Source organism: Streptomyces sp. NPDC050856 (assembly GCF_040653855.1).
Taxonomy (GTDB): domain Bacteria; phylum Actinomycetota; class Actinomycetes; order Streptomycetales; family Streptomycetaceae; genus Streptomyces.
On the sequence record NZ_JBFAGV010000012.1, the window covers coordinates 117,659 to 140,862 of the forward strand.

Consider the following 23,204-nt stretch of genomic DNA (forward strand, 5'->3'; position numbering starts at 1 on the left):
GGTGCCCCTTCGCCGAGGGGCACCACCCGGTCACCCCAGGGCCTCGTCCAGGAGCTCCGCCCACTGGGTGACGACCCGGCGCCTGCGGGCGGTGTCGTCCGTCAGCAGATTGGCGAGCCCGAGACCGCGCGCCATGTCCAGGAGGCCCTGGACGGTCTCCCGGACGCCCGGCCGGGTCTCGTCGGCGCCGAGCAGTTCGACGGCGATGCGGTGGGTCTCGCGGCCGACCCTGGCCTCCAGTTCGGTCACCCGGCCCCGTAGCTGCTCCTCGTTCGACGCCGCCACCCACAGGTGCAGGGCGGCCCGGAACAGCGGCCCGGTGTACAGGTCGACCAGGGCCGCCACGACCGCCGCCCGGCTCTGCACCGGCAGGTCGCGCAGCGCCTGGGAGCGTTCCTCGGCGACGTACTCGACGGCCGCCGTGAACAGGTCCTCGCGGGTGGGGAAGTGGTGCTGGGCGGCGCCGCGCGAGACGCCGGCGTGCTCGGCGACCACCGAGACGGTCGAGCCCGCCCAGCCCCGTTCGGCCAGGCAGGCCACCGCCGCCTCCAGCAGTCGCTGCCGGGTGGCCCGGCTGCGGTCCTGCTTCGGTGCTCTGGTCGTTGCCGCCGACGTCACAACACCCATGCAGCGTCCCGCCGTTCGAGAAAGGCCGTCATTCCCTCGCGGGCCTCCGCCGAGACGAAGAGCGAGGCCGAGCGCTGCACGAGGTCCTCCGCGTCGCGCTCGAAGGTTTCCAGCACCCTAGCCGTGACCAGCCGCTTGGCCTCCGCCAGCCCCCGCGGGGAGGCCCGGCGCAACCCGTCCAGGATGGGGGCCAGGGCCGCGTCCACGTCGTCCCCGACCACGGTGACCAGGCCGATCCGGGCCGCCTCCACGGCGTCGAAGAGCTCACCGGTGAGGTAGTAGCGGGCGGCGGACCGCGGGTCCAGACGCGGCAGCAGGGACAGCGAGATGACCGAGGGCGCCACACCGATCCTGACCTCCGTCAGCCCGAAGTCCGCGCCCGTCCCGGCCGCCACGATGTCGCACGCGCCGACCAGCCCCAGCCCCCCGGCCCGTACGTGCCCGGCGACCCGGGCCACCACCGGTTTGGGGGACTCCACGATCTGCCGCAGCAGGGCCACGAAGGTGTACGGGCTGGGCGGCGCCTTGAGGTCGGCGCCGGCGCTGAAGGTGGCACCGGTGTGGGTGAGCACCACCGCCCGTACCGCCGGGTCCGCGGCGCAGTCGGTCAGCGCCTCCGACAGCTCGCGCACCAGCCGCGCCGACAGGGCGTTGCGGTTGTCCGGCGAGTTCAGGGTCAGGGTGGTGATGCCACGCTCGTGCGCGGCGGTGACGGGCCTCGTCATACGCCTTCTCGCTCCCTCAGCAGGACGGCGCCGGGGGTCCTTCCCGGTCGTCGCTGGTCAGTAGGACTTGGGCAGTCCCAGGGTCTGGTGGGACACGTAGTTGAGAATCATTTCCCGGCTGACGGGAGCGATGCGTGCCACTCGTGAGGCGGTGATGAGGGAGGCGAGCCCGAACTCACGCGTCAGCCCGTTGCCGCCCAGGGTGTGCACGGCCTGGTCGACGGACCTGACGCAGGCCTCGGCGGCGGCGTACTTGGCCATGTTGGCGGCCTCGCCGGCGCCGGTGTCGTCACCCGCGTCGTACAGGTGGGCCGCCTTGCGCATCATCAGCGCGGCCAGCTCCAGTTCGATGTGGACCTGCGCGAGGGGGTGGGCGATGGCCTGGTGGGCGCCGATGGGGGTCCGCCAGACCTGGCGCTCCCGGGCGTAGGCGACGGCCCGTCCGAGCGCGTGGCGGCCCATGCCGACGGCGAACGCGGCGGTCATGATCCGCTCGGGGTTGAGTCCGGCGAACAGCTGGAGCAGCCCGGCGTCCTCGTCGCCGACCAGGGCCTCGGCGGGCAGCCGTACCTCGTCCAGGGTCAGCTCGAACTGCTTCTCGTGGGCGTGCAGCTCCATGTCGATCCGGCGCCGTCCGAAGCCCTCGGTGTCGCGCGGGACCACGAAGAGGCAGGGCTTCAGCCGCCCCGTGCGCTCGTCCCCGGTGCGGCCGACGACGAGCGTGGCGTCGGCGATGTCCACTCCGGAGACGAACACCTTGCGCCCGGTGAGGACCCAGCCGCCGCCGTCCCGCCGGGCGGTGGTGGTGATGCGGTGGGAGTTGGAGCCGGCGTCGGGCTCGGTGATGCCGAAGGCCATGGTGCGGGTGCCGTCGGCCAGGCCCGGCAGCCAGCGCCGCTTCTGCTCGCCGGTGCCGAAGCGGGCGACGACGGTGCCGCAGATGGCCGGGGAGACCACCATCATCAGCAGCGGGCACCCGGCGGCGCCCAGCTCCTCCAGCACGATGGACAGCTCGGCCATGCCGCCGCCCCCGCCGCCGTACTCCTCGGGCAGGTTGACGCCGAGGTAGCCGAGCCTGCCGGCCTCTGCCCACAGGGCGTCCCGGTCGTGGCCGCGGCCGTGGCGCCGGCCGAGGGCGGCGACGGCGGCGCGCAGCGCCCGGTGCTCTTCGCTTTCGACCACGCTGGTCATGAGGTCTCCTCCGGTACGGCGGTGCGGACGACGGCGAGCAGGGCACCGACCTCGACCTGGTGGCCGGGGACGGCGTGGAGCGCGGTGAGCGTGCCGGAGGCGGGAGCGGCGATACGGTGCTCCATCTTCATCGCCTCCAGCCAGACGAGCGGCTGCCCCGCCTCGACCCGGTCGCCGGTCCCCACATCGGCCACCCGGACGACGGTGCCGGGCATCGGCGCCAGCAGTGAGCCCGGCTCCGCGCGGGCCGCCGGATCGGCGAACCGGGGGTGGACGGCCAGGCGGTGGGGGCCGACGTGGACATGGGTGCCGTGGACGGCCACCTGGAAGCCCCGTACGACTCCGTCGACCTCCAGGCGTACGTACTCGGGCGTGACGTGGACCGGCCGGACCCCGGGGTGGGACTCGACGGTGAAGCGGCCGTCCCGGGTGGCCAGGTAGCGGACCTCGTGATCGCCGTACCGGGCGCTTCGCGGCTGCGACGGTACGTTGCGGAAGCCGCCGAACCGCCCGCCGCGGCCCGCGGCGGCGGCCAGCGCGGCGGCGACGGCCGCGTACGCCTCACCGGCGGGCGGCCCGGTGAGCGCGGCGAGGTTCCGCTCGTAGAACCCGGTGTCGAGCCGGGCGGCGCGGAAGTCGGGGTGCCCGAGCGACCTGACGAGCAGGTCGCGGTTGGTGACCGGGCCGTGCACCCGGGCGCGGGCCAGCGCGTGGGCCAGCCTGCGCACCGCTTCGGGGCGGGTGGGCGCCCGGGCGACGACCTTGGCCAGCATGGCGTCGTAGTGGACGCCCACCCGGTCACCGGCCGCGTATCCGGTGTCGACGCGCAGGCCCTCCCCGGCGGGCACCTCCAGCGCGTGCAGGGTGCCGGTCTGCGGCGTCCAGTCGCGGGCCGGGTCCTCGGCGTACAGGCGGGCCTCCACCGCGTGGCCGCGCGGCGGCGGCGGGCCGCCCGCCAGCGCCGCGCCCTCGGCGGTACGGAGCTGGAGGGCGACCAGGTCGATCCCGTACACCTCCTCCGTGACCGGGTGCTCGACCTGGAGCCGGGTGTTCATCTCCAGGAAGTACGCCCGGCCGCCGGCGACCAGGAACTCCACGGTGCCCGCGCCCACGTACCCGACCGCTTCGGCGGCGGCCACCGCCCAGGTGTGCAGGGACTCCCGGAGCGCGGGGTCCAGGCCGGGCGCCGGGGCCTCCTCGATGACCTTCTGGTGCCGCCGCTGGAGCGAGCAGTCGCGGGTGCCCAGCGCCCAGACCGTGCCGTGGGCGTCGGCGAGCACCTGCACCTCGACGTGGCGGCCGTGTTCGACGTACGGCTCCGCGAACACCTCGCCGTCGCCGAACGCCGACCGTGCCTCGGCCGCCGCCGCGGCCAGCTCGTCCGGCAGGACGGCCAGGTCCCGGACCACCCGCATGCCCCGGCCGCCACCGCCCGCCGCCGCCTTCAGCAGCAGGGGCAGGTCCCCGGGGCCGGCCCCCGTCGGGTCGACGGGGGCCAGCAGCGGCACCCCGGCCGCCGCCATCAGCTCCTTGGCCCGGGTCTTGGACGCCATCGCCTCGATCGCCTCCGGCGGGGGACCGATCCACACCAGGCCCGCGTCCAGCACGGACCGCGCGAAGCCGGCGTTCTCGGACAGGAACCCGTAGCCCGGGTGCACCGCGTCCGCGCCCGCCGCCAGCGCGGCCGCGACGACCAGGTCACCGCGCAGGTACGTGTCGGCGGGCGCCGATCCCGGCAGCCGTACCGCCGCGTCCGCCTCGCGGACGTGCAGCGCCGAGGCGTCCGCGTCGGAGTGCACGGCGACCGTGCCGATGCCGAGCGACCGGCAGGTGCGGAAGACGCGGCAGGCGATCTCGCCCCGGTTGGCGACAAGGACGGTCTCGATGGTCATCAGGGCCTCACATCCGGAAGACGCCGAAGCCGCCGCGCGCGCCTTCGACCGGGGCGGTGTGGATCGCCGACAGGCACAGCCCGAGCACGGTGCGGGTGTCGCGCGGGTCGATGACCCCGTCGTCGTACAGTCGCCCGGACAGGAACATCGGCAGGGACTCGGACTCGATCTGCCGCTCCACCATGGCGCGCAGCGCCGCGTCGCCCTCCTCGTCGTACGCCTGTCCCCTCGCCGCGGCCGAGGCCCGCGCGACGATCGACAGGACACCGGCGAGCTGCTGCGGGCCCATGACGGCGGACTTGGCGCTGGGCCAGGCGAACAGGAAGCGCGGGTCGTAGGCGCGCCCGCACATGCCGTAGTGCCCGGCCCCGTAGCTGGCGCCCATGAGCAGGCTCAGGTGCGGGACCCGGGAGTTCGACACCGCGTTGATCATCATGGCGCCGTGCTTGATGATGCCGCCCTGCTCGTACTCCCTGCCGACCATGTAACCGGTGGTGTTGTGCAGGAAGAGCAGCGGGATGTCGCGCTGGTTGGCGAGCTGGACGAACTGGGCGGCCTTCTGCGCCTCCTGGCTGAACAGCACGCCCCGGGCGTTGGCCAGCACGCCGACCGGATAGCCGTGCAGCGAGGCCCACCCGGTGACCAGGCTCGGCCCGTACAGCGGCTTGAACTCGTCGAAGTCGGAGGCGTCCACGATGCGGGCGATCACCTCGCGCGGGTCGAAGGGACTCCTCAGGTCGCCGGGGACGATCCCGAGCAGTTCCTCCGGGTCGTACCGCGGCGGTTCGGCGGGGCCCGGATCGGGGTGCGCCTTGCGGTGGTTGAGCCGGGCGACGATCCGGCGCGCCTGGCGCAGCGCGTCCCGCTCGTCCACCGCGAAGTGGTCGGCGAGGCCGGACGTACGGGCGTGCATCCCGGCGCCGCCCAGGGACTCGTCGTCGCTCTCCTCGCCGGTGGCCATCCTGACCAGCGGCGGACCGCCGAGGAAGACCTTCGACCTGTCCTTGATCATGACGGTGTGGTCGGACATCCCGGGGATGTAGGCGCCGCCGGCGGTGGAGTTGCCGAAGACGACGGCGACGGTGGGGACGCCGGCCGCCGACAGCCGGGTGAGGTCGCGGAACAGCGCCCCGCCGGGGATGAAGATCTCCTTCTGCGAGGGCAGGTCGGCGCCGCCGGACTCCACCAGGCTGACGCAGGGCAGCCGGTTGGCGTACGCGATCTCGTTGGCGCGCAGGGCCTTCCTGAGCGTCCAGGGGTTGGAGGCGCCGCCGCGCACGGTCGGGTCGTTGGCGGTGATCAGGCACTCGACGCCCTCGACGACGCCGATGCCGGTGACCAGGGAGGCCCCGACGGCGTGGTCGCTGCCCCAGGCGGCGAGCGGGGACAGTTCGAGGAAGGGCGCGTCGGGGTCGAGGAGCAGTTCGACGCGCTCGCGGGCCAGGAGCTTGCCGCGTTCGCGGTGCCGGTCGACGTACTTCCCGCCGCCGCCCGCCAGGGCCTTGGCGTGCTCGGCGTCCAGGGCGGCCAGTTTGGCGAGCATGGCGGCGCGGTGGGCGGCGTACTCGGGTGCGGCGGTGTCCAGGGCCGAGGGGAGAACGGTCACGTCGGTCGCCTCCGGTGGGCGGTCGGGTACGGGCGGGCCGGGTACGGCGGGCCGGGCGGGCGGCCGGGTACGGCGGGCCGGCGGCGGTCATGGGCTCCCGGGGGCCGGCCGCCGGCCCTCGTGGGGCGGGAGCAGCCGTACCGGGACGGGCAGGTGCCGGGAGCGCAGCCATTCGCCGAGCGCCTTGGCCTGCGGGTCGAACCGCGCCTGGGCGGCCACGCCCTGGCCGAGGAGCCCGGCGACGGTGAAGTTCAGGGCGCGCAGACCGGGCAGGACGTGCCGTTCGACGGCCAGGGGCCGCACCTCCGGCAGCAGGTGGCGCAGCCGCTCGACGGTCAGCGTGTGGACGAGCCAGCGCCAGGCGTCGTCCGTGCGTACCCACACACCGACATTGGCGTCCCCGCCCTTGTCGCCGCTGCGCGCCCCGGCCACCAGCCCGAGCGGTGCGCGCCGCACCGGCCCCGGCGGCAGCGGCGGCGGAAGCTCTGGTTCCGGTACGGCTTCCAGGACCCGGGTCCGTACCGGCGGGCCGACCACGCCGCGCGTCCCGTCGGGCAGTACGGCGACGTGCTCCACCGCGTCGGCGTCCACGTGCACCGCTTCGAACACCCCGTACGGCGCGCCCTTCCCCGGTGGCGCGGTCAGGTGGAAGCCCGGGTAGCTGCCCAGGGCCAGCTCGACCGCCGCGGCGCTCACCGCCCGGCCCACCCGCTCCGGGTCGGCGTCCCGCACGACCAGGCGCAGCAGCGCGCTCGCCGTCTCCTGGTCGGGGGCGTCCGGCCGGTCGGTGCGGGCCAGTTCCCACCGCGCCTCGGCGGGACGCGAGGCGCCCAGCGCGTCCTCCATCTGCTCCCGCACCAGCCGGGCCTTGGCCTCGATGTCCAGCCCGGTCAGCACGAACACGACCTCGTTGCGCCAGCCGCCCAGCCGGTTCAGCCCGGCCTTGAGCGTCGGCGGCGGCGCCTCGCCGCGTGCGCCGCTGATCCGCACCCGGTCGGGTCCGTCCTGCGCCAGCCGTACGGTGTCCAGCCGGGCCGTGACGTCCGGTCCCGGGTACCGGGCGCCCGCGGTCTCGTACAGCAGTTGCGCGGTGACCGTCCCGGTGTCCACCACCCCGCCCGTCCCGGGGTGCTTGGTGATGACGGCCGTTCCGTCCGCGTGCAGCTCGGCGAGCGGGAAACCGGGGCGGCGGACGTCGTGCTCGCGGAAGAAGGCGTAGTTGCCGCCGGTCGCCTGGGTCCCGCACTCCAGGACGTGCCCGGCCACCACCGCGCCCGCCAGCCGGTCGTACTCCTCCGGCCCCCAGCCGAACCACCACGCCGCCGGACCGCTGACCAGCGCCGCGTCCGTGACCCGGCCGGTCACCACCACATCGGCCCCGCCGCGCAGGCAGGCCGTGATGCCCGCGCCGCCCAGGTAGGCGTTGGCCGTCAGCACTCCCTCCCCGGCGGTCGCCCCTTCGCCGGCCGGCAGCCGGTCGCCCGTCACGTACCCGATCCGCACGGGCAGGCCGAGGCGGCCGGCGAGCGCGGTCAGCGCCCCGGCGAGGCCGGCCGGGTCGAGGCCGCCCGCGTTGGTCACGATCCGCACGCCGCGTTCCCGGGCGAGCCCCAGGCCCTCCTCCATCTGGCGCAGGAAGGTCCTGGCGTAGCCGAGGGCCGGGTCCCTCAGCCGGTCCCTGGCCAGGACGAGCATGGTGAGTTCGGCGAGGTAGTCGCCGGTCAGGACGTCCAGTTCGCCACCGGTGAGCATCTCGCGCACGGCGTCGAACCGGTCGCCGTAGAAGCCGGAGGCGTTGCCGATCCGCAGCACTCCCGGGCTCATGCCGCCCTCCGGGGCGGGCGGCCGGCGCCCGCCGGGCCGGCGAAGGCCTGGGCGATGTCCAGCCACCGGTCGGCGTCGCGGCCCTCCGCCCGTACCGCCAGGTCGTCGCGGTGCGCCCGCTGGGTGACGAGCAGGCAGAAGTCCAGGGCGGGGCCGGTGACCCGCTGCCCGGCGTCCTGGGGGCCGTAGGTCCACAGGCCCCCGTCCGGCGCGACCAGCTCGACCCGGAAGGGGGCGGCCGGTGGCGTGCGGCCCCGTACCGCGAAGGCGTGGTCCCGGGCGCGCACCCCGATCCAGGCGACGTGGCGCAGCCGGGCGGTCGGGGCCCGGACGGCGCCGAGGGCGTCGGCCACGTCCTGGCCGTGTGCCCAGGTCTCCATGAGCCGGGCGGTGGCCATCGACGTGACGCTCATGGGCGGCCCGTACCAGGGGAGACGCGCGCCCGGCGGTGCGGCGAGCAGGGCCCGCCCGAGCCGGTCGCGGCCCTCGCGCCAGCGGGCCAGCAGCTCGCCGGGCGGCCGGGCGGCGCCCGCCGCGGCGCCCTCGTCGACGAAGGAGTCCGGGGCGGCGAGCGCCCGGGCCGCCCGGGCCGCGAACACCCCGGGGTCGGTGGTGGCGAGCAGCGCGGCGGCGTCGGTCCAGGCCAGGTGGGCGATCTGGTGGGCCACGGTCCAGCCGGGCGCGGGGGTGGGCGCGGCCCACTCCGGCCCGGTCAGGTCCCGGACCAGCCGGTCCAGCTCCTCGCTCTCGTCGCGCAGATCGTGCAGTACCGCGGCGGCGTCGGACACGGCGCGCTCCCTCCGGGACACGGCGGTGTGTGTCCCGGAGCATGGCAGCGCCACCGAAAACAAGCAAGCATGCTTGCTTTACTTTGTGCGGGTCTCCCCGGCCGCCCGGCCGCCCGCCTGCGACCGGACCGCCCCCATGCTGGCGGCCACGACGAGGGCGACGGCCAGCGCGTCGGTGACGGACAGCGCCTGGCTCAGGACCAGGAAACCGGCGGTCGCGGCTATCGCCGGCTCCAGGCTCATCAGGACGGCGAAGGTCGGCGCGGGCAACCGGCGCAGCGCCAGCAGCTCCAGGGTGTAGGGCAGGACCGACGACATCAGCGCGACGGCCAGGCCCAGCCCGACGGTCGACGGCACCAGCAGCTTGGAGCCGGCCTCGGCGAGGCCCAGCGGCAGGCTGATCACCGCCCCGACCGCCATGGCCAGCGCCAGCCCGTCCGCCTGCGGGAACCGGCGCCCGGTGCGGGCGCTGAAGACGATGTACGCCGCCCACATCGCGCCCGCCGACAGGGCGAACGCCGCCCCCAGCGGGTCCAGCCGGTCGAAGCCCCCGCCGCTCAGCAGCACCACCCCGGCCAGTGCCAGCCCGGCCCACACGAAACTGACCGGCCGCCGCGAGACGGCCACCGACAGCACGAGCGGCCCGAGCACCTCCAGCGTGACGGCCGCGCCCAGCGGGATCCGGTCGACGGCCTGGTAGAAGAGGATGTTCATCCCGGCCATGGCGGCGCCGAACGCCAGTACGGTCCCCCAGTCGGCCCGGGAGTACCCGCGCACCTTGGGCCGGCACACCGCGAGCAGCACGACGGCGGCCAGGATCAGCCGCAGGGTGACCACCCCGAGCGCTCCGGCACGCGGCATGAGCAGCACGGCGACGGCCGCGCCGAACTGGACGGACAGCCCGCCGGCCACCACCAGCGCCACCGGCCCGAGCGCCACCCGCCGCCCCACGGCCGCCCGGGGATGCGCGGCGGCGGCCTCCGGCAGCGCGACGGCCGAGGCGTCTGCGGTACGGGCGGCGGTGTCCGTACGGGCGGCGTCGTTCACACCGGGGCCTCACGACTTTCTTCCAGTAGGTGCATTCGATTGGACTTTCGGCACAACATACTGCACTAAACCTCGGAAGCCCACCCTCCACCGTAAGCGCCGCCCGTCAGCCCCCGCCCCGCCCCTCCAGGGCCTCCGCCAGCACCTCCGCCAGGTGCCTGGCCCGCTCCCCCGCCAGCTCGGCGAGCTGGGTGCGGCAGGAGAAGCCGTCGGCCAGGAGCTCGGTGCCGGGACCGGCCGCGCGGACGGCCGGGAGGAGCTGGTCCTCGGCGCAGGCGGCCGAGACCTCGTAGTGGCCGCGCCGGAGGCCGAAGTCGCCGGCCAGCCCGCAGCAGCCGCCGGCCAGGTCGCCGGTGAGCCCGGCGCGCTCGCGCAGGCGGCGGTCGGCGCTGTCGCCCAGGACGGCGTGCTGGTGGCAGTGGGTCTGGCCGGTGACCGGGCGGTCCAGCCGCGGGGGCCGCCAGTCGGGGGCGTACTCCTCGACGGCCTCGGCGAAGGTGCGGACCGATCCGGCCAGGCGGCGGGCGCGGGGGTCGTCGGGGAGCAGCTCGGTCAGGTCGGTCCGCAGGGTGGCCGCGCAGCTCGGTTCCAGGACGACCACGGGCGTGCCCAGGACGGGCTCCATGGTGTCGAGGGTGCGGCGCATGACGGCACGGGCGTGGCCGAGCAGGCCGGTGGAGACGTACGTCAGGCCGCAGCACACCCGGGCGGGCGGCAGGACCGGCCGCAGTCCCGCCGCCTCCAGGACCGTGACGGCGGCGCGGCCCACGGACGGCGAGAGGTGGTCGGTGAACGTGTCGGGCCACAGGATCAGGTCCCCGGACGCCCGGTCCCGGCGCCGGAACCAGCGGGTGAAGGTGCGCGGCGCGAGGCGCGGGATGTCCCGCTCCGGGGCGATGCCCGCCGCCCGCTTGGCCAGGGCCGCCAGCGGGCCCACGGCCGCGGCGGCGTTGACGACGGGGGCGAGGGGGGCGGCGAGGCGCAGCCACCGCGGCAGGTGGCCCAGGGCGTAGTGGGCGGCCGGGCGCAGCCGCCCCGCGTAGTGGTGGTGCAGGAACTCCGCCTTGTACGTGGCCATGTCGACGCCCGCCGGGCAGTCGGAGCGGCAGCCCTTGCACCCCAGGCACAGGTCGAGCGCCTCCCGCACCTCCGGTGACCTCCAGCCGCCGGTGATCAGCTCGCCCGCCAGCATCTCGTGCAGCAGCCGGGCGCGCCCGCGCGTGGAGTACCGCTCCTCGCCGGTGGCCCGGTACGACGGGCACATCACCTCGGCGCCCCGGCCGGGCCCGGCGACCCGGCACTTGGCGACGCCCACACAGCGCCGTACGGCGGTCGCGAAGTCACCGCCGTCCTCGGGGTAGCCGAAGGCGACCTCCACGCGCTCGCGCGGCAGCACCTCGAAGCGCAGGTTCTCGTCGAGGCGGGCCGGACGCACGAGCACGCCCGGGTTCATCCCGCCGTCCGGGTCCCACAGGTCCTTGAACCGGCCGAAGAGGGCGACCAGTTCGTCGCCGTACATCCGGGGCAGGAGTTCGGCGCGGGCCTGGCCGTCGCCGTGTTCGCCGGAGAGCGAGCCGCCGTGGGCGACGACGAGGTCGGCGGCCTGTGACGAGAACCGCCGGAAGCGCCGTACGCCCTCGGGCCCGGTGAGGTCGAAGTCGACGCGGACGTGCACGCAGCCGTCGCCGAAGTGGCCGTAGGGCGTGCCGCGCAGGCCGTGCTCGGCGAGCAGGGCGCGGAAGGCGCGCAGATAGGGGCCGAGCCGGGCGGGCGGCACCGCGCAGTCCTCCCAGCCGGGCCACGCCTCGGTGCCCCCGGGGCCCCGGGTGGCCGTCCCGGCGGCGTCCTCGCGCAGCCGCCACAGGGCGCGCCGGGCGGCCGGGTCGGTGACGACGGTGGCGTGCGGGGTGTCGGCGGCGCGCAGCAGCCGGGCCGCGTGGGCGGCGGCCTCCTGCGGGGTCGTCCCGCCGGTCTCGGCGAACAGCCAGGCGCCGCCGCGCGGCAGGGCGGCGCGGGCGGCGGGGTCGCGGATCAGGTCCTCGGCCATGCCCTCGACGGTGAGCGGGTGGTGCGGGAGGAGACCGGGGGCCGCCTCCGCGGCCCGGCTCTCGTCGGCGTACCCGAGGACGGCGAGTGCCCGGGCGGGCGGCGAGTCGACCAGCCGCAGGGCCGCCTCGGTGACCACGCCGAGGGTGCCCTCGCTGCCGCAGAAGGCGCGGGCCAGGTCGGTGCCCCGCTCGGGCAGCAGCGCGTCCAGGGCGTAGCCGGAGATCCTGCGGGGCAGGCCCTCGGGGAAGCCCGTGCGGATCGCCACGAGGTTCCCGCCGATCAGCTCCCGCAACCCGGCCGGCGCGCCGTCCCAGCCGCCGCGCCCGAGGCGCAGCCGGGCGCCGCCGTAGGTGAGCACCGACAGCTCACGGACGTTGTCGGCCGTCGTGCCCCAGGCCACCGAGTGCGAGCCGCACGCGTTGTTGCCGATCATCCCGCCGAGCGTGCACCGGCTGTGGGTGGACGGATCGGGCCCGAAGGTCAGCCCGTACGGGCGTACCGCCGCGTTCAGGTCGTCCAGCACCACCCCCGGCTGCACCACGGCGGTCCGGGTGCCGGGGTCCACGTCGAGGACGCCGCCCAGGTGACGGGTGAGGTCCAGGACGACACCGGTGCCGGTGGCCTGACCGGCGATCGAGGTACCGGCGCCGCGCGGCACCACCGGCATCCCGTGCTCCCGGCACACCTCCAGGGCCGCCGCCACGTCCGCCGCGTCGCGCGGGGCGACGACACCGACCGGGACGCGCCGGTAGTTGGACGCGTCCATGGTGGTCAGCGCCCGCGCCGCCGCCCCGAAGTCCACCTCGCCGCGCACCGCCGCGCGCAGCGCCCGCGCGAGCCGCGCGGTGTCCCGCCGGTCCCCGGGTCCGGGGTCCCGCCGGGCCCGCCGGGCCGGTGGCCCTGGCTCCGGCCGCTGCTGTCGTTCCCGCCGCTGATCGCCCATCCAGTCAGAATGCCGCGCCGTAAGCTTCTCCGCATGTGGTCCGATCTTCGTAAGAAAGCCCCCAAGAACTTCCCAAAGTGATCGTCAGTTCTCCTATAGTGACCTCAAATTGATCGGGAATTGACGGCTCCGTATCCCCACTCATGCCTTGAGGACTGACGATTTGCGCCCCTCCCTCCGGCCGGTCGCGCCGGCCCTGCTGATATCGGCGGCCGTCACCGGCCTCCTGTGCGTGGGGGCGGTGGCCGTCGCTCCCGACTCCGTGCGCACCCCGCTGGCGTGGGGCGCGGCCACCGCCGCCGTGCTGCTGACCGCCGCCGTGACCACCGCCGCGTACGCCCTGCACACCGCCCGCCACCTGCGCGCCCGCAACGCCGCGCTCGCCACCGAGACCGCGCACCGCGCCGCCGCCGCCGACCGCGCGGTCGCCGAGGCCCGCTCGGAGGCGGCCCGGGTGGCGGCCGAGGCCGGCCGCGCCACCGCCGAGGCCCGGTCCCGGGCCGAGCACACCATCGCCGAGACCCGCGCCGAGGCCGAACGCGCCGCCGCGGAGGCCCGCACCGAGGCGGAACTGGCCGTCGCCCAGGCCCGCGCCGAGGCCGAGCAGGCCGTCGCCCAGGCCCGCGCCGAGGCCGAACGCGACCGCGCCGAGGCGCGGAGCGAAGCCGGCCGGGCCCGTGCGGAGGCCGCGCGCAGCGAGGCCAACCGGGCCGCCGCCCTGGCCGCCTGCGCCAACGCCGCCGGACGCATGCAGGCCCTCGCCACCAGCATGCTCGCCGACCTGCGCGAGATGGAGCACCGGCACTCCGACGAGGACGTCCTGACCGACCTCCTCCACCTCGACCACCGCACCGCCCAGGCCGGCCGGCTGGCCGACTCCATCGCCGTCCTGACCGGCGCCCGCTCCGGCCGCCGCTGGGCCAGGCCGATCGTGATGGAGTCCATCCTGCGGGGCGCGATGGGCCGGATCGGCGGCTACCAGCGGGTACGCCTCCACTCCACCTGCGACGCCGCCATCGCCGGCCACGCCGCCGAGGGCGTCATGCACGCCCTGGCCGAACTCCTCGACAACGCGGCGAACTTCTCGCCGCCCACCGCCGAGGTGCACGTGTACGTGGAGGAGGTCCCGGCCGGGCTGGTCATCACCGTCGAGGACAGCGGCCTGGTGATGAGCGACGTCCAGCTCCGCCGCGCCGAGCGGGCCGTGACCGCCGGGCACACCGACCTCACGGGCCTGTCCGGCACCCGGCTCGGCCTGGCCGTGGTGGGCCGCCTGGCCCGCAAGCACGGCCTGACCGTGTCGTTCCGCCCCTCGGCCCGCGGCGGCACCGGCGCGCTGATGATGATCCCGCAGGACCTGATCACCCGCGCCCGCCCGGACGCCCGCCCGGACGTCCGGACGCGGGTCCCCGCTCCCCTGGAGCCGGCCGGCCACGACCGCCCGGCCCTGGAACCGGCCGCGCACCCCGGTCCGGCCGGCCACGACCGTCCCGCCCTGGAACCGGCCGTCCCGGCCACCCGCGCCCCCGCGGGACCCGACGCACCGGGCGCTCCGGACGCGCCCGCGACGGCTCCCGCGCCCGCACCCGAGCTGGGCGAGAGCGGCCTGCCCAAGCGCCGCCGCGGCCAGACCCTCGCCGCCGCCCACCCCGAGGGCACCCCCGCCCCGCCCGCCCGGCCGGCCGAACCGGCCAACCCGGCGGCCCGTTTCAGCAGCTTCCGCCAAGCGGTACGCACCACCACGGAAGGCACCTCCCGATGACCGGCACGACGTCCACCACCGACGAGAAGCTCAACTGGCTGCTGGAGAACCTGCTCCAGCGCACGCCCGGCACCCGCCACGCGCTGGTCCTGTCCCGGGACGGGCTCAAGCTGTGCCGTACCCCGGAGCTCTCCGTCGACCAGGCCGACCAGCTAGCCGCCATCGCCGCGGGCATCCAGAGCCTGTCGCACGGCGCGTCCATCGAGTTCGGCGACGGTTCCGGCGGCGTGCGGTCGGCGATGGCCGAGTTCTACGGCGGCGTGCTGCTCATCGTGGAGGCCGGGGACGGCGCCCACCTGGCGGTGGTCGCCGCCGAGGACTCCGACGTCGGCCTGATCGGGCACAACATGAGCGAGCTGGTCGAGCAGCTCGGCGAGTACCTCAGCGCCGAGCCCCGCACCTCGTGACGGCCCCGCCCCGCAACCCGCGGGACGAGACCCCGGACCGGCTGTACACCGTGACCGGCGGCCGTACCCGGTCCGGCTCGGACACCCCGTTCGACCTGGTGACCCTGGTGGTCACCGAGTCGGACCCGGTGCCCGGCATGCAGTCCGAGCACGCCGCGATCCTGCGGATGTGCCGCCGCCCCACCGCGGTGGTGGAGATCGCCGCCGAACTCGCCCTGCCGGTCAGCATCGTGCGCATCCTCCTGGCCGACCTGCTCGGTACCGGCCGGATCAGCGCCCGGCATCCCCGCACGACGCGGGCTTCCTCCCGCCGCGTCCCCGACCCCGACATCCTGGAACAGGTGCTCGTTGGACTCCGCAACCTCTGAACGGACACCGCTCAGCAGCACCGCCGACAACGGTCTCAAGATCGTCGTCGTCGGTGGCTTCGGAGTCGGCAAGACCACCCTGGTCCGGTCCGTCAGCGAGATCCGTCCCCTCAACACCGAGGAGACGATGACCCGGGCGGGCGAGGCCGTCGACGACATCGCGCAGGTGGGCACCAAGACGTCCACCACCGTCGCGTTCGACTTCGGCCGCATCACGCTCGACGCCCGCAATGTGCTGTACCTGTTCGGCGCCCCCGGGCAGGAGCGCTTCTGGTTCCTGTGGGACCGGCTCTTCTCCGGCACCCTCGGCGCGGTCGTCCTGGTCGACACCCGCCGGCTGGCCGACTCCTGGTACGCGATCGACCGTCTGGAGCACCACGGCACGCCGTTCATCGTGGCCTGCAACGACTTCGGCGGCCCGGTCCACACCGAGCAGCAGATCCGCGAGGCGCTCGACCTGGCCGACCACGTGCCGCTGGTGGAGTGCGACGCCCGCGACCGCTCCTCCAGCAAGTACGTACTGATCACCCTTGTCGAGCACCTGAGGAGCCTGTCGCTCCAGGAGGCCAGAGCATGACCGCCCCCGTCCCCTCCTCGCCGTCCTGCCCCCACGCGCGGGGCCCCGTCCCGCTGTCGGGGCCCCGGTTCCAGACCGATCCCGGCCGGCTGTACCGCGAGCTGCGGCGCGACCACGGGGCGGTCGCCCCGGTCGTGCTGGACGGGGACGTGCCGGCCTGGCTGGTGCTGGACTACCGGGAGCTGCACCAGGTCACCAGCGACCCGGTGCTGTTCAGCCGCGACTCCGACCTGTGGAACCAGTGGGACCGCATCCCCGCCGACTGGCCGTTGCTGCCGATGATCGGCCGCAAGCAGCCGTCGATCCTCTACACCGTCGGCGAGCGCCACCAGCAGCGCGCCGCGATGATCGCGACCGCGCTGGAGTCCGTCGACCCCTTCACCCTGCGCCGGCACGCCGAGGGGTACGCGGACGGGCTCATCGACGCGTTCTGCGGCGCCGGCCGGACCGACATCATCGCCCAGTACGCCATGCTGCTCCCGGTCCGCGTACTGGTGAAGATCTACGGCGTGCCCGACGAGCAGGGCCCCGGCCTGGTCACCGCGCTCAACGACATGATCGACGGCCGGGAGCGCGCGCTGGCCGGCCAGCAGCACCTCGCCGAGTCGATGTTCGGGCTGATCGCCGCCAAGCGGGCCGAGCCCGGCGAGGACGTGGTGTCGCGGATGCTGGAGGACCCGTCCGGCTTCACGGACGAGGAGATGGCCCAGGACCTGATGGTGATGATGGCGGCGGGCCACCAGCCGACCGCCGACTGGATCGGCAACTCGCTGCGGCTGATGCTCACCGACGAGCGGTTCGCCGCCTCGCTGTCCGGCGGCCGGCACAGCGTCGCCGAGGCGATGAACGAGGTGCTGTGGGCCGACACCCCCTCCCAGAACGTGGCCGGACGCTGGGCCTCGCGCGACACCCACCTGGGCGGCCGGCACATCAAGGCCGGCGACCTGCTGCTGCTGGGGCTGGCCGCCGCCAACGCCGACCCGCAGGTGCACATCGACCACACCGCTCTGACCGGCGGCAACAGCGCCCACTTCTCCTTCGGCCACGGGGAGCACCGCTGTCCCTTCCCCGCCCAGGAGATCGCCGAGGTCATCGCCCGTACCGGCATCGAGGTGCTGCTGGACCGGCTGCCCGACCTGGACCTGGCCGTCCCGGCCGACGCGCTGACCCGGCGCCCTTCGCCGTGGCTGCGCGGCCTCACCGACCTGCCCGTGACGTTCACCCCGACCCCGGCCCTCGGAGGCACCGCATGACCAGCGGCAGAACCACCGGCACGCCCATCGTCCTCGACCCGTTCGTCACCGACCTCGACGGCGAGAGCGCCGCCCTGCGCGCGGCGGGCCCGCTCGCGCGGGTCGAACTGCCCGGCGGCGTGCCGGCGTGGGCGGTCACGCACCACGCGGAGGCGCGCGAGCTCCTCACCGACCGGCGCTTGGTGAAGGACATCGAGGTGTGGGGCGCCTGGCGGCGCGGTGAGATACCGGCGGACTGGCCGCTGATCGGGCTGGCCAACCCGGGCCGCTCCATGCTCACCGTGGACGGCGAGGACCACCGCCGGCTGCGCGCCCTGGTCGCCCAGGCGCTCACGCCGCGCCGGGTGGAGCGGATGCGGGAGCGGATCCGCGAGCTGACCGACGGCCTGCTGGACGCGCTGGCCGCGCACGAGCCGGGTGCCACGGTGGACCTGAAGGCGGAGTTCGCCTACCCGCTGCCGATGTACGTGGTCAGTGACCTGATGGGCATCGACCCGGCCGACCACCCCCGGCTGAAGGTGCTGTTCGACAAGTTCTTCTCCACCCAGACGCCGCCGGAGGAGGTCGGGGCGACCCTGGAGGAGCTGGCCGGGATGATGCGCGCGGTCGTCGCCGCCCGCCGCGCCGAGCCGGGCGACGACCTGACGAGCGCGCTGATCGCCGCCTCCGAGGGCGGTGACCGCCTCACCGACGAGGAGGTCGTCTCCACCCTCCAGCTCATGGTCGCGGCGGGTCACGAGACGACGATCTCGCTGATCGTCAACGCCGTGGTCAACCTGTCCACCCATCCGGAACAGCGTGAACTGGTCCGCTCCGGCCGGGTCGGCTGGGACGCGGTGGTCGAGGAGACCCTGCGCTTCTCGACGCCGACCTCGCACGTGCTGTTCCGGTTCGCCACCGAGGACGTCGAGGTCGGTGACCGGGTCCTCCCCCGGGGTGAGGCGCTGATCGTGTCGTACGCGGCGATCGGCCGGGACGAGCGGCAGCACGGGCCCACGGCGGGCGTCTTCGACGTCACCCGCTCGCCCAACCGGCACATCTCCTTCGGCCACGGCCCGCACGTGTGCCCCGGCGCGGCGCTGTCGCGGCTGGAGGCGGGGATCGCGCTGCCCGCCCTGTACGAGCGGTTCCCCGGGCTGGACCTGGCCGTGCCGGTGTCCGGGCTGCGCAACAAGCCGGTCGTCACCCAGAACGACCTGTTCGACCTTCCGGTACGCCTGCGCTGAGACCACCGTCACGCTCCGGGCACGTCTCACCGGACGGACACGGCCCTCGGCCGTGTCCGTCAACGGCTAGGCTCCGGCCCGTGGCTGAGATCCGGATTCCCGCTGACATCAAGCCCGCCGACGGTCGTTTCGGCGCGGGCCCCTCCAAGGTGCGCACGGAGGCGCTGGACGCCCTGGCCGCCACCGGCACCTCCCTCCTCGGCACGTCCCACCGCCAGGCCCCGGTCAAGAACCTGGTCGGCGAGGTGCGTGCGGGCGTGAGGGACCTCTTCTCCCTCCCCGAGGGGTACGAGGTGATCCTGGGCAACGGCGGCTCGACCGCCTTCTGGGACATCGCGACCCACGGGCTGATCGAGAACAAGTCCCAGCACCTGACCTTCGGTGAGTTCTCCTCCAAGTTCGCGAAGGCGTCGAAGCTGGCCCCGTGGCTGGCCGAGCCCACCGTGATCTCCTCCGAGCCGGGCACCCACCCGGAGCCGGAGGCCGAGGCGGGCGTCGACGTGTACGCCCTGACGCACAACGAGACCTCCACCGGCGTGGCCGCCCCCGTCCAGCGGGTCGCCGGCGCCGACGAGGGCGCGCTGGTGCTGGTCGACGCGACGTCCGGCGCGGGCGGCCTGCCGGTCGACATCACCCAGTCCGACGTCTACTACTTCGCGCCGCAGAAGTCGTTCGCCTCGGACGGCGGCCTGTGGATCGGCGTGTTCTCCCCGGCGGCGCTGGAGCGCGCCCGGCGGGTGCACGGCTCCGGCCGGCACGTCCCGGAGTTCTTCTCGCTGCCGACGGCGATCGACAACTCGCTGAAGAACCAGACGTACAACACCCCGGCCCTGGCGACCCTCTTCCTGCTCAACGAGCAGCTCAAGTGGCTCAACGGGCAGGGCGGCCTGGACTGGTCGGTGCGGCGCACCGCGACCTCCGCGCGCGCCCTGTACGGCTGGGCGGAGGAGTCCAAGTACGCGACGCCGTTCGTCACCGACCCGGCGAAGCGTTCGCAGGTCATCGGCACCATCGACTTCACGGACGAGATCGACGCGGCGGCGGTGGCCAAGGTGCTGCGCGCCAACGGCGTGGTGGACACCGAGCCGTACCGCAAGCTGGGCCGCAACCAGCTCCGGGTCGCGATGTTCCCGGCGGTCGACCCGGCGGACGTCGAGGCGCTGACGTCCTGTGTCGATTATGTGATCGAGAAGCTGTGAGCACGTCCGACGTGTGACGAGGGGCCCGGCCGCGCGGCCGGGCCCCTCGTGCGTCCGGCGGAGCGGACGCGGCGCTCCCGGCGGGGTACCGGGCGGCGCGCCGCCGGGCCCCTCACGCGTCGCGCGCGGCCGATAACCGCCCTATCCGGCCCCGGCGCGCGTCCCTACCATCCGTAGCACTCCGGCGAGCTCTCGCCGGCGTCCCGCGCTCCGCGCGACCAGCACCGGCACGCACCCGCTCTTTGACATGATCACGCCATCCAGCGGTTGGACCCCCCACGTCGACCGGCAACCGATCGGAGCACCATGTCCAAAACCTCCCTGCTCGCCGGCGGCGCCGCCGCGGCGGCCCTCGCCTCGACGCTCCTCGCGCCCCACACGGCGGCGGCGGGCATCGTCGCACCACCCGACAAGATCGTGATCGAGATCGCGACCGTCAACGGCTCGGGCTGCCCGCAGGGCACCGCGGCCGTCGCCGTCTCCCCGGACAACACGGCCTTCACCGTCACCTACAGCCACTACCTGGCGCAGGTGGGCCTGGGCGCCAAGCCGACCGACTTCCGCAAGAACTGCCAGCTCAACCTGATCGTGCACGTCCCGCAGGGCTTCACCTACGCGGTCGCCAGCGCCGACTACCGGGGCTACGCGCACCTGGAGTCCGGCGCCACGGCCACCCAGAAGGCCTCGTACTACTTCCAGGGCTCCCCCGACACGGCGGTCAGGACCCATCCCTTCCGGGGCCCCTACGACACCAACTGGCAGGCCACCGACGAGACCGACTGGGGCCAGCTCGTGTGGGCGCCGTGCGGGGTCAAGCGGAACTTCAACATCAACACCGAGCTGCGGGTGAACGCGGGCACCTCCGACCCGGCGAAGACCAACAGCTTCATCGCGATGGACTCCACGGACGGGGACATCAAGACGATCTACCGCCTGGCCTGGAAGGAGTGCCCGGCGTAGTCCCGGCCGCGCGCCCGGGGGCCCGGTCCGGCCGGGCCCCCGGGCGGGCCGGTGACCGGGGCGGGCCCGCACCCCCTTCGCGGGCCCGCCCCCGGCTCACCGGCTCAGCCGCTGGAAGCGCCGCACCGCCAGCGGCAGGAACACCGCCGTGATGGCCAGCGGCCACACCAGCGCCATCAGCGGCGCGTGCTCCTGGATCCAGCTCCCGTCGCTGCCCACCGGGTTGCCGAACAGCTCGCGCGTCGCGGCCGCGGTCGAGGAGATCGGGTTCCAGGCGGCGACCGCGCCCAGCCAGCCGGGCATCGTGCCGGGCGGCACGAAGACGCTGGAGATCATGGTGAGCGGGAAGGCGATGACGAACAGCCCGCCGGCCGCCTCCGGGTTGGGCACCAGCAGGCCCAGCCAGACGCCCACCCAGATCAGGCAGTAGCGCAGGAGCAGCAGCAGCGCGAAGGCGCCGGCCGTCCCCAGCAGACCGCCTGCGGAGCGCCAGCCCATGACGAACGCGGTCCCCACCAGGATGGTCAACTCGGCGCACGCCACGATCAGGTCGGTGACGGCACGCCCGCTGACCACCGCGGACGGGGCCATCGGCATGGAGCGGAACCGGTCGATGACGCCCTTGTTGGAGTCGGTGACCACGGCCGTCGCGGTGTTGATGAAGCCGAAGGCCATGGTCATCACGAACATGCCCGGCATCAGGAAGTCCCGGTACCCGTCCGCCCCGCCGCCGCCCGGGGGCCGCATCGCGCCGCTGAAGACGTACCCGTACAGCAGGACCGACAGGATCGGGAAGCCGAGCTGCCAGGCGATGTAGACGGGCTTGCGCTGATAGTGGGTCAACTGGCGGCGCACGACGTTCCAGCAGTCGGCCACCGCCCAGAACAGCCGCCCTCGTCCGGTGACCGGTTGCACGCTGCTCATGCCGCCACCTCCTCGCCCGTGACGTTCCCGGTCAGGCGCAGGAACACGTCGTCCAGGCTCGGCCTGCGCAGTCCGATGTCCTCGACCTGCACGCCTTTGTCCTGGAGCGACCTGGCGACCTCGGTGAGCGCCGCCACCCGGTCGGCGACCGGTGCGTGGACCCGGCGTTCGGCCTCGTCGACGCGCGGCTCGCCCTGGCAGACCCGGGCGACCACCTCGGCCACCCGGGGCAGGTCGCCCGGCTCGGCGGCCACCACCTCGATGCGGTCGCCGCCGACGCGGTTCTTCAGCGCCTCGGGCGTGTCGTCGGCGATGGCGTGGCCCCGGTCGATGACGGTGACCCGCGAGGCCAGCCTGTCGGCCTCCTCCAGGTACTGCGTGGTCAGCAGGACGGTGGTACCGCCGGCGACCAGGGTCCGGACCGCCTCCCACACCTCGCCGCGCCCGCGCGGGTCCAGCCCGGTCGTCGGCTCGTCCAGGAAGAGCACCCGGGGCGCGAGGATCATCGACGCGGCGAGGTCCAGGCGTCTGCGCATACCGCCGCTGTAGCCCTCGACGCTCTCCTCGGCGGCCCCGGTCAGGTCGAACCGCTCCAGCAGCTCGGCGGCGCGGCGCTTGGCCTGCCGCCCGCCGAGGTGGAACAGCCGCCCGAACATCTCCAGGTTCTGCCGGCCGCTGAGGACCTCGTCCACGGCGGCGTACTGGCCGGTGAGGCCGATGAGGGCGCGCACCCGCCGGGGATCACGGGCCACGTCGACCCCGGCCACCTCGGCGCGCCCGCCGTCGAACCTCCGGAGCGTGGCCAGCACCCGCACGGCGGTGGTCTTGCCCGCGCCGTTGGGGCCCAGCAGCCCGTGGACGGTGCCGGAGCGCACCGCCAGGTCGAACCCGTCCAGGGCGAGCTTGTCCCCGTACCTCTTCCGCAGGCCCTCGGCCCGTACCGCATACGACTCCATGCCGCCCTCCCCTGTGGACCAACCAAAACCGAGTACACCGTACCCGATAGCGCGTACGGCGTACTCAGTTTTTTTTCCGGGGGCTACGCTGACCCGCATGAGCAGGGAGAACGACGCGACGACGAGCGGCAGCGGCGACATCGCGCGCAGCCTGGAACTCCTCTGGGGCACCGGGGAGCCGGCCACCAGGGGTCCCAAGCGGGGCCTGACCCTGGAGCGGATCGTCACCGCCGCCGTCGAGGTCGCCGACGCGGAGGGCCTGGGCGCCGTCTCGATGCGCCGCCTCTCCACCGAACTGGGCGTCGGCACCATGTCGTTGTACCGGTACGTGCCCGGCAAGGCCGAGCTGCTCGACCTGATGCTCGACCGCGTCCAGGGCACCCCGCTCGACGGGGACGCGCCGCCCCCCGGCGACGACTGGCGCGCCGCCGTCGGCACGCTGGCCCGCACCCAGCTCGGCCTCTACCGCCGCCACCCCTGGCTGCTCAAGGTCAACAGCGCCCGCTCCGTCCTGGGCCCCAGCGCGGTACGCGGCCTGGAGGTGTCCCTGGCGGGGCTGCGGGGCATGGAGCTGAGCGACCCGGAGACCATCTCGGTGATCATCGCGGTGCAGAGCTTCGTGGCCGGTATCGCGCGCATGGAGGCGCAGGCGGCCGAGGCGGCGAAGGAGACCGGGTTGAGCGACGAGGAGTTCTGGGGCAGCCAGGAGCCGTTCCTGGTACGGGCCATGGAGAGCGGCGAGTTCCCGATGATGGCGGCCCTCTCCGACGACGCCTTCTCGTCCGCCTTCGACCACTTCGAGTTCGGCCTGCGCGCCCTGCTGCGCGGCTTCGAGGCGCTGGTCGCCGAGCGCGGGGAGAGCTGACGCCGCCCCGCCTCC

20 protein-coding genes are annotated in these 23,204 nt (G+C 74.7%); 9 read left to right on the forward strand and 11 right to left on the reverse strand.

Annotated features, from left to right (window positions below; all coding sequences use genetic code 11):
• Positions 1-30 precede the first annotated feature (30 nt).
• The 9 genes from AB0H53_RS14090 to AB0H53_RS14130 all read right to left on the reverse strand — a co-directional run bounded on the left by AB0H53_RS14090 (position 31) and on the right by AB0H53_RS14130 (position 12,692).
• Positions 31-627: a TetR/AcrR family transcriptional regulator gene (locus AB0H53_RS14090; protein ID WP_362111418.1), complete on the reverse strand. Its 597-nt coding sequence runs from the start codon at positions 625-627 to the stop codon at positions 31-33.
• Positions 615-1,352 carry an enoyl-CoA hydratase family protein gene (locus AB0H53_RS14095; protein WP_362111421.1) on the reverse strand — a complete coding sequence of 246 codons (738 nt, stop codon included), beginning with the start codon at positions 1,350-1,352 and terminating at the stop codon, positions 615-617. Before AB0H53_RS14095 ends, AB0H53_RS14090 begins: the two co-directional genes overlap by 13 nt.
• Positions 1,353-1,409: 57 nt before the next feature.
• Positions 1,410-2,543 carry an acyl-CoA dehydrogenase family protein gene (locus tag AB0H53_RS14100; protein WP_362111424.1) on the reverse strand — a complete coding sequence of 378 codons (1,134 nt, stop codon included), beginning with the start codon at positions 2,541-2,543 and terminating at the stop codon, positions 1,410-1,412.
• Positions 2,540-4,435, reverse strand: a complete 1,896-nt coding sequence (locus AB0H53_RS14105; protein WP_362111427.1) for a biotin carboxylase N-terminal domain-containing protein — start codon at positions 4,433-4,435, stop codon at positions 2,540-2,542. Before AB0H53_RS14105 ends, AB0H53_RS14100 begins: the two co-directional genes overlap by 4 nt.
• Positions 4,436-4,442: 7 nt before the next feature.
• Positions 4,443-6,041 (reverse strand): carboxyl transferase domain-containing protein, encoded by a 1,599-nt coding sequence (locus AB0H53_RS14110; protein ID WP_362111430.1) that lies wholly within the window; start codon positions 6,039-6,041, stop codon positions 4,443-4,445.
• A gap of 87 nt (positions 6,042-6,128) precedes the next feature.
• Complete coding sequence (locus tag AB0H53_RS14115; protein WP_362111433.1) at positions 6,129-7,865, reverse strand: acyclic terpene utilization AtuA family protein; 1,737 nt, start codon at positions 7,863-7,865, stop codon at positions 6,129-6,131.
• Positions 7,862-8,653, reverse strand: a complete 792-nt coding sequence (locus AB0H53_RS14120; RefSeq protein WP_362111436.1) for a TIGR03084 family metal-binding protein — start codon at positions 8,651-8,653, stop codon at positions 7,862-7,864. The genes AB0H53_RS14115 and AB0H53_RS14120 overlap by 4 nt, the downstream gene beginning before the upstream one ends.
• 78 nt (positions 8,654-8,731) lie before the next feature.
• Positions 8,732-9,640 (reverse strand): EamA family transporter, encoded by a 909-nt coding sequence (locus tag AB0H53_RS14125; RefSeq protein ID WP_362111585.1) that lies wholly within the window; start codon positions 9,638-9,640, stop codon positions 8,732-8,734.
• 166 nt (positions 9,641-9,806) lie between these two features.
• The gene (locus AB0H53_RS14130; RefSeq protein ID WP_362111438.1) at positions 9,807-12,692 is read right to left on the reverse strand and encodes an FAD-binding and (Fe-S)-binding domain-containing protein; all 2,886 of its coding nucleotides are present in this window, start codon (positions 12,690-12,692) and stop codon (positions 9,807-9,809) included.
• Between the two features lie 163 nt (positions 12,693-12,855).
• On the opposite strand from AB0H53_RS14130, the gene AB0H53_RS14135 reads away from it, so the two are divergent.
• From AB0H53_RS14135 to AB0H53_RS14170, 8 genes are all read left to right on the forward strand, one after another.
• Positions 12,856-14,454 carry an ATP-binding protein gene (locus tag AB0H53_RS14135; RefSeq protein WP_362111588.1) on the forward strand — a complete coding sequence of 533 codons (1,599 nt, stop codon included), beginning with the start codon at positions 12,856-12,858 and terminating at the stop codon, positions 14,452-14,454.
• Positions 14,451-14,861, forward strand: a complete 411-nt coding sequence (locus tag AB0H53_RS14140; RefSeq protein WP_362111441.1) for a roadblock/LC7 domain-containing protein — start codon at positions 14,451-14,453, stop codon at positions 14,859-14,861. Before AB0H53_RS14135 ends, AB0H53_RS14140 begins: the two co-directional genes overlap by 4 nt.
• A complete protein-coding gene (locus AB0H53_RS14145; protein ID WP_362111444.1) occupies positions 14,858-15,229 on the forward strand; it encodes a DUF742 domain-containing protein in 372 nt (123 codons plus the stop codon). The genes AB0H53_RS14140 and AB0H53_RS14145 overlap by 4 nt, the downstream gene beginning before the upstream one ends.
• Positions 15,210-15,806 (forward strand): ATP/GTP-binding protein, encoded by a 597-nt coding sequence (locus AB0H53_RS14150; protein WP_362111447.1) that lies wholly within the window; start codon positions 15,210-15,212, stop codon positions 15,804-15,806. Before AB0H53_RS14145 ends, AB0H53_RS14150 begins: the two co-directional genes overlap by 20 nt.
• Entirely contained in the window at positions 15,803-17,059 is a 1,257-nt protein-coding gene (locus AB0H53_RS14155; protein ID WP_362111450.1) for a cytochrome P450, read from the forward strand. Before AB0H53_RS14150 ends, AB0H53_RS14155 begins: the two co-directional genes overlap by 4 nt.
• Complete coding sequence (locus tag AB0H53_RS14160; RefSeq protein WP_362111453.1) at positions 17,056-18,285, forward strand: cytochrome P450; 1,230 nt, start codon at positions 17,056-17,058, stop codon at positions 18,283-18,285. Before AB0H53_RS14155 ends, AB0H53_RS14160 begins: the two co-directional genes overlap by 4 nt.
• An 80-nt stretch (positions 18,286-18,365) precedes the next feature.
• On the forward strand, positions 18,366-19,484 hold the full coding sequence (serC, locus tag AB0H53_RS14165; protein WP_362111455.1) for a phosphoserine transaminase: 1,119 nt from the start codon (positions 18,366-18,368) through the stop codon (positions 19,482-19,484).
• Between the two features lie 306 nt (positions 19,485-19,790).
• Positions 19,791-20,444 carry a DUF4360 domain-containing protein gene (locus AB0H53_RS14170; protein ID WP_362111458.1) on the forward strand — a complete coding sequence of 218 codons (654 nt, stop codon included), beginning with the start codon at positions 19,791-19,793 and terminating at the stop codon, positions 20,442-20,444.
• 96 nt (positions 20,445-20,540) lie between these two features.
• On the opposite strand, the gene AB0H53_RS14175 is transcribed toward AB0H53_RS14170, so the two are convergent.
• Positions 20,541-21,368, reverse strand: a complete 828-nt coding sequence (locus AB0H53_RS14175) for an ABC transporter permease (protein ID WP_362111461.1) — start codon at positions 21,366-21,368, stop codon at positions 20,541-20,543.
• The gene (locus tag AB0H53_RS14180; RefSeq protein ID WP_362111464.1) at positions 21,365-22,324 is read right to left on the reverse strand and encodes an ATP-binding cassette domain-containing protein; all 960 of its coding nucleotides are present in this window, start codon (positions 22,322-22,324) and stop codon (positions 21,365-21,367) included. The genes AB0H53_RS14175 and AB0H53_RS14180 overlap by 4 nt, the downstream gene beginning before the upstream one ends.
• 97 nt (positions 22,325-22,421) lie before the next feature.
• Between AB0H53_RS14180 and AB0H53_RS14185 the strand changes: the two genes are divergently transcribed.
• Complete coding sequence (locus AB0H53_RS14185) at positions 22,422-23,189, forward strand: TetR/AcrR family transcriptional regulator (RefSeq protein WP_362111467.1); 768 nt, start codon at positions 22,422-22,424, stop codon at positions 23,187-23,189.
• Positions 23,190-23,204: the final 15 nt, after the last annotated feature.